Genomic DNA, 14,107 nt, shown 5'->3' on the forward strand with positions numbered 1-14,107 from the left:
GCTACAAACTTAGTGGAATTCCTGCATAAAACTCCAATACTTTGGTTTGAAATAAGTAATTGTATTTCGCTTGAGCAGCAGCACCTTGTGCATTCGCATAATTATTACGCGCTACATTTAGGTCATAAATACTCGATCTACCCGCTTGATAACTTTTTTCTGCGAAGTCTAAAGCTAGCTTAGAACTTTTTTCAGATTGAACGGCTGCTTTGTAGATTTCATAATTGTTTTCGGCACTGTATTCCGCTCGTTGAACGTTTTGAAGAACATCCTGTTTTTGAAGCGCTAGATTTGTTTTCGCAATATCTTCATTGATTTTTGCCTGTTCCACTTGCAACTTCGTAATTCCTTTATTGAAAATTGGAATGTTTGCGGAAACGCCTACTTGTTGTCCAAAATTGTCTTTATATTGATTAAAGAAATTCGATTCTTTTCCTGTGTTTAACGAATTAAAATAGAAGGTTCCAATTCCTGCGTTAGCACTTACTGTTGGATAAAAATTGGTTTCCGTAACTGTTGTTTGAGCTTCCGCTGCTTTGATTCGCGCTTCTGCTGCTTTGATGTGTGGTTGGTTGGCGTATGCTTTTGTTAAAACGTCATTCGCAGAAATGTAATTTGGCTCTAGTTGATCAACATAAGGGGCATCAGCGACATCAAAATTTCTAAAATCTTCCAATTGCAATAAAATAGCAAGATTTAAAAGCGCATTTTTCGTATTGGTTTCCGATGTTTTAATATTCTGATATTCACGAGCTACGGCCGCTTCTGCTTCCGCTAAAACCGTTTGCGCTGTTGTTCCAACTTCGGTTGTAATTTTTGCTCTTTCGTATTGTTTTTTTGCATTTTCATGTGCGCTTTGATTGATTTTTAAAACCTCTTTGCTTAAAAGGATATTCAAATATTGTTCAGCAATACTTAGTGAAATGTCGTTTCTGATTTTTTCAACATCAAATTGGCTGGCTTCTACTTCAAAAAGATCACGCTTTACTTGTTTTTCTAATCGTCCGTTGTTGAAAACAAGCACGTTAGCTCCAATATTTGCACTGTTGTTGAAATTGTCATTACGCTGGTTGTTTCCGAAAACGTCTTGTCCTTGTCCAAAAGAAACATTGTTGTTGAAATTAGCCGAAACTCCAGGAAGTTTTTCCTTTTTGGAAGCTTCTAGTGTTTTCTCACGAATGCTTTTGTTTTGGTTACTTTGGATAATTTGCAAGTTATTTTTGGCAGCATAATCTACACATTCCTGCAAGGTCCATTTTTTCTGTGCCTGAATACTAAATACAGTAAAAAATAAGGCAAAAGCAATTGCGTTTTTCATGGGTAACTCTATTTCTAGTATTAGACGAAAAACTTCGATTTTTGTTACAAATTCGTGTAGAATCTCGTTCAGAAAATCTGTATATTTGTTTCGATGGCAACAAAAGCGCTTTTTAATTCCGTAGTAAATTGGTTTATAAAACAAAGAATTGATCAGATTGAGAGTTTCATAAAAGAACCTTCTCAAACGCAACAAGCCATTCTTTTTTCTCAACTTTTTCGCTCCGAAGATACATGCTATGGTAAGGAATATGGTTTTAAAAACATTGCCACCATTGCTGACTTTCAGAATAAAGTTCCCATTGTTAATTACGAAGAATATGAGCCGTTTATTGAACGAGCTCGACAGGGCGAATCGGATGTGATTTGGCCGGGCGTTATTAAACAATTTGCAAAATCTTCAGGAACCACGAATGCGAAGAGTAAATACATACCCATTACAGAAGACAGTTTACAAGATTGTCATTACAAAGCGGGGAAAGATCTCGTTTCTATTTATGTGAACAACCATCCAGAAAACAAATTGTTTTCGAACAAAAATTTACGGTTGGGTGGAAGCGCAGAAATGTATCAAAACTTCAACACGAAATATGGAGATTTATCTGCTATTTTGATTGATAATCTTCCTTTTTGGGTAGAAATCACTACGGTTCCGAGCAAAAAAGTGTCTTTAATGTCGGAATGGGAAACCAAAATGAAAGCCATAGTTTCGGAAGTAGTAACTGCGGATGTGGGTAGCCTTTCTGGAGTTCCTTCGTGGATGATGGTGATGCTGCAAAAAGTTTTAGCTGAAAGTGGAAAGGGGAGTATTGGTGAAGTTTGGCCGAACTTAGAGGTGTTTTTTCATGGTGGAATTAGCTTTAAACCCTACAAAAAAGAATATCGAGAAGTTGTTGGACGAGATATTAATTATTACGAAATCTATAATGCGTCCGAAGGTTTTTTCGGAATTCAAGATCAGGGAGGTTCTGATGAATTATTGTTGATGCTCGACTACGGTATTTTCTATGAGTTCATAAAAACAGAAGATTTAGGAAAGTCACACCCAAAAGCGTATACCGTTGAGGAAGTTGAATTGGGGCAGAATTACGCGATGGTGATTACCACAAATGGTGGACTTTGGCGCTATATGATTGGGGACACAGTAATTTTCACTTCGTTGAAGCCACATCGAATTAAAATTTCTGGTCGAACCAAGCATCACATCAATGTTTTCGGTGAAGAATTGATGATTGATAATGTGGAAACGGCACTTCAGCAAACCTGTGAACGAACCAATTCCATTATTAAAGAATATACGGGAGCTCCAATTTTTATGGAAGGAAAATCCAAAGGCGCTCACGAATGGATTATGGAATTCTCCAAAGAACCCGAAGATTTTGAGGCTTTTAAAAGACATTTTGACGATGCTTTAAAGCAATTAAACTCGGATTATGAAGCCAAACGCTATAATAATATGACGTTACGCGAACCGGTTATTCATAAAGCAAAACCCCATCTTTTCTTCGAATGGATGTCGTCTCGTGGAAAATTAGGTGGACAAAATAAAGTACCGAGATTAAGCAACGATAGAGAATTTATCGAGCCGTTGTTGGCTTTAAATTCATAATCGATTTCTTTCTTAAACCAAGCTGTTCTTGTCAGCGTAATTCAATTTAAAGAAAATAGCCGTCATAATAGAGAATGCGAGTAGCGAACTTCCCCCGTATGAGAAATACGGTAACGGAATACCAACGGTTGGGAAAAGTCCCATAACCATCCCAATATTAATCGCAAAGTGCATTAACAAAATTGAAGCAAAGCTATACCCAAATACTCTGTTGAAGACATTCTTTTGTCGTTCTGATAAATAATAAATTCGACCAATAAACAAGGCGTAAATCAGGACTAAAAGCGTACTTCCAAAAAAACCCCATTCTTCACCAACAGTACAAAAGATGTAGTCCGTTTCTTGTTCTGGCACAAACTTTCCTCGAGTTACCGATCCTTCACGGTAGCCTTTTCCGAAAAATCCGCCCGACCCAATTGCAGTTTTGGAATACAGTAAGTTGTATCCCGACGTATCTCGGAACTTGGCTTCCCCTTTATATAGAACTTCAATACGCTCCCGTTGGTGCTTTGGAAGCTTTTCCAAAATTGTGGGTGTTGCTAATGCAAAAGCACTTAAAACCAGAACGACTCCAGCTATCGACGAAACAGAAACGATATTCCAACTCATTCTGTGGTAGTTGAAGAAAAGTAAAATTACCGTTAACAGGACAATTGCACCAACGACGTACCATGGATTTATAGCTAAAGAAACGAGGAAAACAGCGGCAAAAATTGCGATTACACCAAATACTTTTCCACTTAAACCTTCTCTATATAAAGCAAATGAAAACGCAAAGAAAACCAATAAGGAACCAACATCGGGAATCATTAAAACGACCGCTGCAGGAATCCCAACAATAAGTAAAGAAGTCCAAAGAGACTTATTGTATTTTAAATTAAAATCGGGTCCAGAAACGTAATTGGCTAACATTAAGGCAGTTCCAATTTTTGCAAATTCTACAGGTTGCATTGTGAATCCACCGAATTTATACCAGTTTTTTTGACCTAAAATTTCCGTACCAAATGGGAATAAACCAATGAGTAATAAGACGCCGCCGATATAAAAAATCCCCGACATATTTTCGAAAAACTTACTCCGTGTCAAGAATATAAAAACCCCAACAAGAATTGAAATTCCAAAGAAAATCAATTGTTTTTTACCCAAAGTTTCGTCCACAGAATAAATATTGGCAACAGCAAAGCTGCACAACAAAAGGTAAATTCCAATACCTAATTTATCTATTCCTTCGAAACTTCTCATCTGGTTTTTTTGCTGGTGTTGGTTTGTTTTTGAGGTTTATTTTCTAACTCAAGTTGAACTTGCTTTTTAAGGGCATCAACTTTTCGTATGCTATCTTGTATTTTCTTTAATTTAATAGAATCTGGTTTTGGTTCTTTGTACCAGCCTTTCCGTTTCATATCTACAACGTATTGACGTTTGTATTCAGGCATAAAGCTTGAGGTGATCATTTTATTGTATAAATATTCTCGTTTTACGGTTCCCGTCAAATATTTTTCTGCGATTAAAGTTGCCGCTGGTCCCGCCCAAGTTGCGCCAAATCCGGCGTGCTCCATAACGGCTGCGACTACGATTTTTGGTTTGTCTGCGGGTGCTATTAATACGAAAATAGAGTTATCTGTTCCTTGCGGAACTTGAGCGGTTCCTGTTTTTGCTAGTTGGGTAAAGTCATTAGATTTTAATCTTCCCGCTGTTCCCGCTAAAACTACTCTTTCCATTCCCTTTAAAACGGGATCGAAGTGTTTCGGATCAACCAGTGTTTTATGTTTTACCTTAAATCGAGGATCTGGATTTGGTTTACCATCAATCGATTTTACGATATGCGGTGTATAGAACCAACCTTTATTTGCAATGGCAGCAAGCATGTTGGCCATTTGTATTGGGGTAAGTAGAACATCCCCTTGTCCCATTCCGTTAAAAACAGCTCCTGTTGCTAAAGGATCCCAATTTTTATAGTCTTTATTTTTAAGTCCAGCTCTTTCGTTAATGTACTTCATACGGTTTTCATAAAATTCACCGCTTGGAATTCTTCCTTTGGCGCCAACCGCAAGGTCATTATTTAGGAAAACGCCTAAGCCAAAGCTATTCATGATGGCCTTCCACTCATCAATACCTTTGGAAGGATTTCCAGGATATTTATTCATGATTGCTAAGAAAGCATAGGAAAAGTGACAGTTACTAGAAACCTGAATTGCTGGAATTAAAGGATCTGCTCCACCATGACCTTTGATTCGTAAGCCTTTGTAATTGAATCCGCCTCCACAAGGGAAGATCGTATTTTCGTCCATCACGCCCATTTGCATTGCTGCCAAAGCGGTCACTAATTTAAATGTGGAACCCGGAGGATATCCCGCTTGGATAGAGCGGTCAAAAGTCGGACGATTATCGTAAATGGTATCGTTGGTTAGTCGATATAGGTTTTTTGATTTGTTTGGACCTGTAAATAAATTAGGGTCAATGTCTGGACCGGTTGCCATCGCTAAAATTTCACCATTATTAGGATCAATAGCTACAACAGCTCCGTGTTTGTTTACGAGCATCTCTTCGGCGAGTTTTTGCAAGTCGTAATCGATAGTTAAAGTAATGTCTTTACCGGTAACAACATCTTTGTCTAGCGTCCCTTCTTTGTACGGACCAACATTTCGAAGTCGAATGTCTTTCTGAATGTATTTTATTCCTTTTATTCCTCGAAGATCATTTTCATACGCTTTTTCAATTCCCGATTTCCCGATAAAATCACCTGGAAGATAGTAGGTTGAGTCTTTTTTAATTTCGCTTTTGTTAATCTCGTTGGTGTAGCCTAAAAGATTTCCAGATGTAGAAACTTCATATTGTCTTTGAGGCCTAGAAACGATGTTAAATGCTGGATATTTAAAGATAATTTCCTGAATTCGAGCCACATCTTCTCGACTTAAATTCTTCGCAAAAGGAATAGGTGTTAATTTACTGAAGAAGGTTTCTTTTTTAAGATTTGCGATTCGTTTTTCAAATTCCCCTTTGGAAATATTTAATAAACTACAAAAAGCAAGTGTATCAAAATCATCTCGCATTAAAGCTTCCGTGTACGAAATTTCGTACGAAGGTTGGTTTCCTACAAGAATTTTCCCATTACGATCGAAAATTACCCCACGTTGTGGAATAATGTACTCCGTTTTAATGGATGTGTTGAGTGCGTTTAAAGCGTATCGATCTGTAAATAACTGTAAATAAGCAAGCCTCGCTACGAAAATGGCAGCAATGATTCCTAAAGCTAATGTTATTCTGAAATACTGAGACTTCACACCTTTTGTTTGATTTTAAATGCGATCGCGTAAACTAAAATACAAAGAAAGGAGATTAAACTCGTTATTGCAACATTCAACATAATTTCGAAGAATCGAGTGAATTTGAAAAATTCAACATATTGCACTATGAGCTGATGAATGAAAATACTTGTTAATATGAACACGATAAACTGCGACCATTGCAAGGATTGAAACGAGAAAAAATCGGTTGTTGTATCGGTTGAAGTTCTAAAGATTAACGTTCTAAAATAAGCAACCGTGGTTGTTGCTAAGGCGTTGATTCCCCAAGTTCCCAAATTAGCATCAATAGCCAATCCAAGAAGGAAACTTAAGCCTAAGAAAACAAATTTATTTCTAAAAAAAGGATAGAACAAAACGAATAGAGGATACATCACCGGAACGTACTTTTGGGCAATCACTATTCGGTTGAGCACTACAATTTGCAATGTCACCAAAATAAAAATGATAATAATGTCCGACAGGATACTTCTACTAATCATTGTCTTTCTTTAATTCGACACTCAGAGTGTCTTGTATTTTTTGGATTTCTGCTTTTTTCAAGTTTTTAACTACGAAAATTTTGCTAAGATTTCCCATTTTTTCACTTAACTCCACAGAAATATCCCAGAAACCAGTTTTGCTATCTACTTCATATCCAGCAACGGTTCCAATCATTTTTCCTTGTGGAAAAATAGATGATTTTCCGTCGGTTACAACGGTGTCGCCCACTTTAAGAGAAACGTATTTCGGCACATCGGCAAGATGCATAATTCGAGAATCATCACCCGTCCAAGTTAACGTTCCAAAATAGCCTGATTTCTTTAAAGCCGCATTAATTCGAATTTTATTAACACTTAAAACCGATTGTACTAATGCATATTTGTCGGTGGTGTTCACAACAATTCCTGCAATTCCGTTGGGCGCAATAACACCCATTTTAGGCTGAACTCCGTCACGGCTTCCTCGGTTGATGGTGAAATAATTGTTCTTACGATTAATCGTGTTATTTACAATTTCGCCATCTACAATTGTGAAAATTTGGCCACCTCCAAGGGTATCATGAACTTTTCTGAAAACAGGTGTTTTCAGAGCGTCTTTTCCGTAAAGTTCTTGCATCAGTTGCTTGTTCTGACGAACCAAATCCTCATTGGTTTGTTTGAGTTTAAGATACGAAGTACCTTCGTCAATATACCCAGAAACCCAAGCGTTGAACGCCGTAGTTTGTCCTGCAAGCCACGACTGCTGCATCGAATTTCGAGTGAAAATCAGAATAATTGCGACTACTTGCAAGACCAAAAAGAACATGAATAAACTGTTCTTCGAAAAAAATCTTAACAAAGAGCCCATGGATTACGTGTTGTTGTCGAAATTATTTAATTAGGAAATTGAATTTGTCCATGTTTTTAAGGGCAATCCCTGTTCCGCGAACTACCGCTCTTAACGGATCTTCTGCTACAAAAACAGGAAGACCTGTCTTCTTGTGCAAACGATCTGCTAATCCACGTAACAAAGCTCCACCTCCTGCAAGGTAAATTCCTGTTTTGTAGATATCTGCAGCAAGTTCTGGTGGCGTAAGAGAAAGCGTTTCCATAACCGCATCTTCAATTCGGATGATCGATTTGTCTAATGCTCTAGCGATTTCCTTGTAGTTCACCATGATTTCTTTTGGTTTCCCTGTAATCAAATCACGACCTTGTACCGGAATGTCTTCAATCTCAACATCCAATTCTTCGATAGCAGAACCTACTTCAATTTTTACTCTTTCCGCAGTTCTTTCACCGATATATAAATTGTGGTGTGTTCTCAAATAATACGCGATATCATTAGTGAAAACGTCCCCTGCAATTTTTACAGATTTGTCACAAACGATACCTCCTAAAGCCACAACAGCGATTTCAGTAGTACCACCACCGATATCGATAATCATGTTTCCTTCGGGCTTTTGAACGTCAATTCCCACCCCGATAGCAGCCGCCATTGGTTCGTAAATTAATCGTACTTCTTTTGCGTTTACTTTTTGTGCAGAGTCACGTACTGCACGTTTTTCAACCTCTGTAATTCCAGATGGAATACAAATTACGATACGTAAAGCGGGTTGAAATAATTTCCCTTTGATCGCTGGAATTTGTTTGATAAACTCCTTAATCATGTGCTCCGAAGCGTGGAAATCTGCAATAACTCCATCTTTTAACGGACGGATGGTTTTAATGTCTTCATGTGTTTTCCCCTGCATGTGTTTTGCTTGCTCACCTACTGCAATTGGCTTTCCCGTAGAACGCTCGATAGCCACTATAGATGGCTGATCGATAACGATTTTGTTATTATGTATAATCAGCGTATTTGCCGTACCTAAGTCAATCGCAATTTCTTGCGTGAACATATCAAATAGACCCATTCTTTTCTAAAAATTTTTAAGATTACAAAGATATAAATTATATAACTCTCTTTATTACGGATTATTGAAAAAAAATGGTTAAAATTTTATTAAAATTCACATAAAAATCAATTAATTAGAAAGTTCTTGATTTGCCTTGAGCGAATTGTTTGGAATTCAGCAGGATATTGATTTTGGTGATACTTGTCATAAGCCTCCAAAATCTGTTCTAATAATTAAAAAATTCAGTATCTTTGTGCTTTCTGTATGGGCCAGGATTCTAACATACCTCAAACCTCGAATTTTACTGTTTTAAGCGTCAGTTACGAAAAAGCTGATGCAGAAACACGCGGTAAATTTTCGTTTTTTGACGACCATGTCAAAGAGTTTGTTCATAAAGTGAGCAACAACGATTTGGGCGACGCTTTTGTTGTGTCCACATGTAACCGAACCGAAATCTATACCACGACTTCCAATTACCTTTTAATCGCTGAAGAATTTTGTGATTCTGTCGGAGTTTCTCTTTCGGAATTTATGAAATACGCCAACATCATCAATCGTGAAGATGCTTTGAATCATCTTTTCCGAGTAGCTGGTGGATTAGAAAGTCAGATTATTGGTGATTTCGAAATTATTGGTCAGATTAAAAACGCGTACAGCCGTTTCAAAAAAGAAAAGAAAATTTCCAATCCGTATTTGGAGCGTGCGATAAACGCGGCGATTCAGATTTCGAAAAAGATTAAAAACGAAACGGGAATTTCCAACGGTGCGGCTTCGGTTTCCTATGCGGCAGTTCATTATATTCTGAATCATATTCAGAAAATTTCCGAGAAAAATATTTTACTTCTTGGTGTTGGTGAGATTGGTCAAAATACCGTTGAAAATTTGGTGAAGCACATTTATCAGCCGAAAATAAAAATCGCCAACCGTAGTTTCGAGAAAGCAGCAAAATTAGCTAGTAAATACAATATTCCGAATATTCCTTTTGAAAATTTCAAAGAAGAATTGGCGGATACTGATGTTCTGATTGTTGCTACGGGAGCAAAAGAGCCCATTGTAAATAAACTTCATATCCCGGAAGGAAAAGAAATGTTGATTATCGACCTTTCGATTCCGAATAACGTGGATACCAATGTGGAAGAACTTGATTCTGTTCAGCTAATTGATGTTGATCGACTTTCGCAGCAGATTCAGGACACAATGGAGCAGCGGAAAAAAGAAATTCCAAAAGCCGAAGAAATCATCAAAGACATGACGAAGGACTTTTTGGAGTGGGAGAAAACGAGAAAATTAGCGCCTAAGATTCACCAATTCAAAGCGGTGTTGAAAAATATGGAGCGCAACGAAATGCACAACATTCACAAAAAACATCGGTATGTTGAGGTGGATGATATGGAGCTTTCGGACAAAATGATACAAAAAATTACCAATCGATTCGCCAAATACATCATTGAAAATCCGATGAAAGCGGAAGAAGTGAGTAAGTTGATGCATGAGATTTTGGTAGAACAACCCAATAAAGAATTCCATGAAAAACATTAGGATAGGAACCCGAAACTCGCCTTTGGCTTTGTGGCAAGCGCGAGAAGTGGCACGACATCTTCAAAATCAGAATTACAAAACTGAAATTGTCCCTATTGTTTCTACTGGGGACAAAAATTTGCATCAACCACTGTATTCTATGGGGATTACGGGGGTTTTTACCAAAGATTTGGATATTGCTTTGTTGAATAATGAAATTGACATTGCGGTTCACTCTTTAAAAGATGTTCCTACGCAATTACCGAATAATACAGAGATTATCGCGTATTTGAAACGTGATTTTCCTCAAGATGTCTTGGTACGCAGCGAAGCAGCAAAAGATAAACCTCTTCACGAGTTGAAAGTGGCGACCAGCAGTTTACGTCGTCGTGCATTTTGGTTGAAGGAATTTCCGGAAACGGAATTTGTCGATATTCGAGGGAATGTGAATACCCGTTTGCAGAAAATTGAAGATGGTTTGGCAGATGCCACGTTGTTTTCACTTGCTGGACTAAAACGTTTGGCTTTGAATATTGACTATGAATTGCTTCCTTTTATGCTTTCGGCGCCGTCGCAAGGTGTTGTTGCTGTTGCTGGAAGACTTGATAATGAAGAGATTAACGATATTGTGAAAACTATCAATGATGCGGAAACGCAAAATTGTGTGGAGACGGAACGTGTTTTCTTAAAAACGTTGGAAGGCGGATGTACGGCTCCGATTGGGGCATACGCCGAAATGGATGGTGGAAAGATGAGGTTTGTAGGAAGACTTTGTTCTTTGGATGGTAAAAATTGCATCGAAACGGACGATATTTTTGAATTTCAAAACGCTATAAATCACGGTGCCCAATTGGCTCAATTAGTTTTGAATCAAGGCGGAAAAGAGATTATGGCTGAAATCAATTCCACGAAATAATTCCTTTTCTTACGATGAACAAAACAATCCTTTTTACAAAAAAATTAGATGAAGCTGCTGTTTCCCAAAAATTGGGAGCGGGAATTTCATGTGATTTTGAAGAAGTGATTGCAATTCATCACCATCAAGTAGCACCTTTTGACTTGAAAGGCTACTCTATTCTTTTCACGAGTGTTAATGGCGTTCGATCGTTTTTTGAAAATGGATTTCAACTGAATGAAAATTTTACGGAAAGCGATTACAATAAAGTATATGCTGTTGGGAACAAAACCAAGCAAGAACTTCGTAAACAAGGATTCGGAACGTTTAAGGTTTTAAATTATGCTTCGGAATTGTCCGAATTTATCACCGAACATTCTGTTCATGAGAAGTTTCTGCACTTCTGCGGAAACCTTTCGTTGGATGTTTTGGACCGAGCCTTGCCTTTACAAAATATTTGGTACAAGAAGATAGAGATGTATCGCACGGAATTGCTTTATCCAACCTTTGAAAAAGATTATTCAGCGTTGGTATTTTTCAGTCCAAGTGGTGTGCAAAGTTATATTAAGAACAATTCATTAGAGAATAAAACACTTTTTGCGATTGGGACAACTACGGAAAAAGAGTTGCAAAATTATACAGAACAACCTATTTATATTAGTCTAAAAGCCAATTTGGAGGAATTGTTAGGTGTTATTCGGGAGACACTTTCCCAAAACTAAACAAGATTATGATTAAGAACGATTTATATCTGAAAGCCCTTCGTGGCGAAACTGTAGAAAGACCACCAGTGTGGATGATGAGGCAAGCGGGAAGATACCTTCCAGAATTTATTGCTTTGCGCGATCAGTATGATTTTTTTACACGATGCCAAACGCCAGAGTTGGCGGCTGAAATTACGGTTCAGCCGATTCGCCGTTTTCCTTTGGATGCTGCGATTTTGTTTTCGGATATTTTGGTAGTTCCTCAAGCTATGGGAATCGATTTCAAAATGAAAGAATCTGTAGGACCTTGGTTGGATACGCCTATTAGAACGAAAGAACAAGTTGATGCCATTGAAGTTCCGGATGTAAATGATACGTTGGGCTATGTTTTTGATGCAATTGAATTAACGTTGTCTAAATTAGATAATGAAGTTCCATTAATCGGTTTTGCAGGTTCTCCATGGACGATTTTGTGTTATTGTGTTGAAGGAAAAGGATCGAAAGCATTTGACATTGCGAAATCATTTTGTTTCCAACAGCCAGAATCGGCTCATAAACTATTACAGAAAATCACCGATACAACGATCGCTTATTTAAAGAGAAAAGTTGAAAAAGGAGTTTCTGCCGTTCAAGTTTTTGACTCTTGGGGCGGAATGCTTTCACCAGCAGATTATCAAGAATTCTCTTGGCAGTATATTCAGCAGATTGTTGATGCTTTGGCTCCGTTAACGCATGTTGTTGTTTTCGGAAAAGGATGTTGGTTTGCTTTGGATACGATGATGCAATCTCCAGTTTCTGCCTTAGGTGTAGATTGGACGATTACACCAGAAATGGCTCGTCAAATAACGAACAACCAAATCACGTTGCAAGGAAATTTTGATCCAGCACGTTTGCATTCGTCGCCAGAAACAATTCGTAAGATGGTTCACGAGATGATTGATCGTTTTGGAAAAGATAAATACATCGCTAATTTGGGTCACGGAATTTTACCGAATATTCCATTAGAAAACGCCGAAGCTTTTATTAGAGCTGTGGTGGAATGGAAACCTAAAAACTAAAATAGAAAAGCGCCTTCAGGCGTTTTTTTTATGGATTTGAAGTTGTTGAACTTTGAGATTCAGCAGCTTTTTTATCGTCTAATTTTTTCTTTTCGGCTTCCTTTTTAGCCAATTCCTCCGCTTGTTTTACCAATTCCTTACGTTCTTTTTCTTGTAGTAAAACTTTGGTGACCGAATCCCGATAGGTTTTCGAGGCCATTTTAATATTTTGCTCAATATTCACATTGGACGCTCCCGTAGAAAATGAATCAACAGCGGTGGTGTCGTAGCGAATTTCAACATAAGCTCCTTCGTTCGGGAACTTGGCTGAGGCATCTTCTTTTTTGGAACAAGACACGAGAACTAAAGCACAAAATACAACAGCAAATGGTTTCATTATGGAATTTTAAATTCGGTTATTACAGGAAAATGATCGGATAGCATAACTTTTCGATCGATTTGATAAGATGTTGGTTTCAGATCTTTGCTTGAAAAAACATAATCAATTCGAATTGGAAATTTAAAAGAATGAAAACTCGTTCCCAAGCCTTTTCCTGCGATTGTAAACGGATCGTTTAATCCTTCACTTAAATGATAATATTCCCATGAATTCGGAACGGAATTAAGATCGCCACCAATAATGACGGGATGTGGAGAAGACTCGATGTACTGTTTTAAAACATCAACTTGGTTTTGATGTTTTTTAAACGTTGGAATCATATATCGAATCAAATATTTTGCTTTTTCTTGATTGACTTCGGTGTCGCTCGTTGGACGAACCATCGATTTGTCAATTTGAAAAGGCTCCAAATAGCCATTAATAAATCGAATGGTTTTTCCATTGATTTTAATGTCTGCAAATAACGATTGCCCGATTCCCGGAATATCGATGTTTCCCGAATTTTCAATTGGATTTTTCGAAAGTATGGTTACAATGGACGTTTTTTTAACGTTATAATCATTCGCGAGATAGTCTTTATTTCCTGTTTCTTGTAGGAAAATCACATCGGCATGGTGCATCTTTAAGTAGCGATTGATGTTTTCAACACCGTAATTTCCAGCTTTCACGTTGAAGGTAACCAATCTGAAATTTCCTTCCGATTGCTTGTTCCATGTTATCCAACGATTTGCCATAGGATAGAGAGGAACGGTTGCTAATAGAAAAACAAAGGCTCTTTTCTTCCAAGAAATAATCCAAAAAGCCGTAAAAACAAGATGGATAATCAATAAAATAGGGAACCCTAAAGCCAATAAACTCAGCAATGACGTAAAACTTGGTGGAATGTACGCGTTAAGAAACGTCGCTAACAAAAGCAATACGACCGCTAAATGCAGAATAAAGACAAGGATTCGGATAATTTTCATT

Annotated in this window: 13 protein-coding genes; 5 read left to right on the forward strand and 8 right to left on the reverse strand. The window is 37.6% G+C overall.

The genetic code is table 11. From position 1 onward, the window contains the following. Position 1: 1 nt before the first annotated feature. Entirely contained in the window at positions 2–1,318 is a 1,317-nt protein-coding gene (locus AC5XHR_RS08370; protein WP_495950322.1) for a TolC family protein, read from the reverse strand. Between the two features lie 93 nt (positions 1,319–1,411). On the opposite strand from AC5XHR_RS08370, the gene AC5XHR_RS08375 reads away from it, so the two are divergent. Further along, the gene (locus AC5XHR_RS08375) at positions 1,412–2,926 is read left to right on the forward strand and encodes a GH3 auxin-responsive promoter family protein (RefSeq protein WP_495950323.1); all 1,515 of its coding nucleotides are present in this window, start codon (positions 1,412–1,414) and stop codon (positions 2,924–2,926) included. Between the two features lie 12 nt (positions 2,927–2,938). Here AC5XHR_RS08375 and rodA read toward each other — a convergent pair whose 3' ends face one another. The 5 genes from rodA to AC5XHR_RS08400 are packed head-to-tail and all read right to left on the reverse strand — an operon-like array spanning position 2,939 to position 8,605. After that, a complete protein-coding gene (gene rodA, locus AC5XHR_RS08380) occupies positions 2,939–4,168 on the reverse strand; it encodes a rod shape-determining protein RodA (protein WP_495950324.1) in 1,230 nt (409 codons plus the stop codon). Further along, positions 4,165–6,207 (reverse strand): penicillin-binding transpeptidase domain-containing protein, encoded by a 2,043-nt coding sequence (locus tag AC5XHR_RS08385; RefSeq protein ID WP_495950325.1) that lies wholly within the window; start codon positions 6,205–6,207, stop codon positions 4,165–4,167. Before AC5XHR_RS08385 ends, rodA begins: the two co-directional genes overlap by 4 nt. Continuing rightward, positions 6,204–6,710: a rod shape-determining protein MreD gene (locus AC5XHR_RS08390; protein WP_495950326.1), complete on the reverse strand. Its 507-nt coding sequence runs from the start codon at positions 6,708–6,710 to the stop codon at positions 6,204–6,206. The genes AC5XHR_RS08385 and AC5XHR_RS08390 overlap by 4 nt, the downstream gene beginning before the upstream one ends. Then, positions 6,703–7,557, reverse strand: a complete 855-nt coding sequence (gene mreC / locus AC5XHR_RS08395; protein WP_495950327.1) for a rod shape-determining protein MreC — start codon at positions 7,555–7,557, stop codon at positions 6,703–6,705. Before mreC ends, AC5XHR_RS08390 begins: the two co-directional genes overlap by 8 nt. Positions 7,558–7,579: 22 nt before the next feature. Continuing rightward, entirely contained in the window at positions 7,580–8,605 is a 1,026-nt protein-coding gene (locus tag AC5XHR_RS08400) for a rod shape-determining protein (RefSeq protein WP_495950328.1), read from the reverse strand. 246 nt (positions 8,606–8,851) lie between these two features. On the opposite strand from AC5XHR_RS08400, the gene hemA reads away from it, so the two are divergent. Genes hemA through hemE form a run of 4 tightly spaced genes read left to right on the forward strand, consistent with a single transcriptional unit; the run spans position 8,852 to position 12,762 of the window. After that, positions 8,852–10,126, forward strand: coding sequence for a glutamyl-tRNA reductase (hemA, locus tag AC5XHR_RS08405; protein ID WP_495950329.1), 1,275 nt, complete (start codon positions 8,852–8,854; stop codon positions 10,124–10,126). Further along, positions 10,113–11,021 (forward strand): hydroxymethylbilane synthase, encoded by a 909-nt coding sequence (hemC, locus tag AC5XHR_RS08410; RefSeq protein ID WP_495950330.1) that lies wholly within the window; start codon positions 10,113–10,115, stop codon positions 11,019–11,021. The genes hemA and hemC overlap by 14 nt, the downstream gene beginning before the upstream one ends. A 14-nt stretch (positions 11,022–11,035) precedes the next feature. Further along, a complete protein-coding gene (locus tag AC5XHR_RS08415) occupies positions 11,036–11,722 on the forward strand; it encodes a uroporphyrinogen-III synthase (RefSeq protein WP_495950331.1) in 687 nt (228 codons plus the stop codon). 8 nt (positions 11,723–11,730) lie between these two features. Further along, the gene (hemE, locus tag AC5XHR_RS08420) at positions 11,731–12,762 is read left to right on the forward strand and encodes a uroporphyrinogen decarboxylase (protein WP_495950332.1); all 1,032 of its coding nucleotides are present in this window, start codon (positions 11,731–11,733) and stop codon (positions 12,760–12,762) included. A gap of 28 nt (positions 12,763–12,790) precedes the next feature. Here hemE and AC5XHR_RS08425 read toward each other — a convergent pair whose 3' ends face one another. Beyond that, the gene (locus AC5XHR_RS08425) at positions 12,791–13,138 is read right to left on the reverse strand and encodes a hypothetical protein (protein WP_495950333.1); all 348 of its coding nucleotides are present in this window, start codon (positions 13,136–13,138) and stop codon (positions 12,791–12,793) included. Continuing rightward, a complete protein-coding gene (locus AC5XHR_RS08430) occupies positions 13,138–14,106 on the reverse strand; it encodes an endonuclease/exonuclease/phosphatase family protein (protein ID WP_495950334.1) in 969 nt (322 codons plus the stop codon). Before AC5XHR_RS08430 ends, AC5XHR_RS08425 begins: the two co-directional genes overlap by 1 nt. Between the last annotated feature and the right edge of the window lies 1 nt (position 14,107).

The organism is Kaistella sp. CFF1-2, assembly GCF_059509915.1.

What these genes read in the sequence shown, in the direction of transcription:
- AC5XHR_RS08370 (WP_495950322.1), bottom strand. Translation starts at nt 1,318, where the DNA reads ATGAAAAACGCAATTGCTTTTGCCTTATTTTTTACTGTATTTAGTATT.
- AC5XHR_RS08375 (WP_495950323.1), top strand. Translation starts at nt 1,412, where the DNA reads ATGGCAACAAAAGCGCTTTTTAATTCCGTAGTAAATTGGTTTATAAAA.
- rodA (WP_495950324.1), bottom strand. Translation starts at nt 4,168, where the DNA reads ATGAGAAGTTTCGAAGGAATAGATAAATTAGGTATTGGAATTTACCTT.
- AC5XHR_RS08390 (WP_495950326.1), bottom strand. Translation starts at nt 6,710, where the DNA reads ATGATTAGTAGAAGTATCCTGTCGGACATTATTATCATTTTTATTTTG.
- mreC (WP_495950327.1), bottom strand. Translation starts at nt 7,557, where the DNA reads ATGGGCTCTTTGTTAAGATTTTTTTCGAAGAACAGTTTATTCATGTTC.
- AC5XHR_RS08400 (WP_495950328.1), bottom strand. Translation starts at nt 8,605, where the DNA reads ATGGGTCTATTTGATATGTTCACGCAAGAAATTGCGATTGACTTAGGT.
- hemA (WP_495950329.1), top strand. Translation starts at nt 8,852, where the DNA reads ATGGGCCAGGATTCTAACATACCTCAAACCTCGAATTTTACTGTTTTA.
- hemC (WP_495950330.1), top strand. Translation starts at nt 10,113, where the DNA reads ATGAAAAACATTAGGATAGGAACCCGAAACTCGCCTTTGGCTTTGTGG.
- AC5XHR_RS08415 (WP_495950331.1), top strand. Translation starts at nt 11,036, where the DNA reads ATGAACAAAACAATCCTTTTTACAAAAAAATTAGATGAAGCTGCTGTT.
- hemE (WP_495950332.1), top strand. Translation starts at nt 11,731, where the DNA reads ATGATTAAGAACGATTTATATCTGAAAGCCCTTCGTGGCGAAACTGTA.
- AC5XHR_RS08425 (WP_495950333.1), bottom strand. Translation starts at nt 13,138, where the DNA reads ATGAAACCATTTGCTGTTGTATTTTGTGCTTTAGTTCTCGTGTCTTGT.
- AC5XHR_RS08430 (WP_495950334.1), bottom strand. Translation starts at nt 14,106, where the DNA reads ATGAAAATTATCCGAATCCTTGTCTTTATTCTGCATTTAGCGGTCGTA.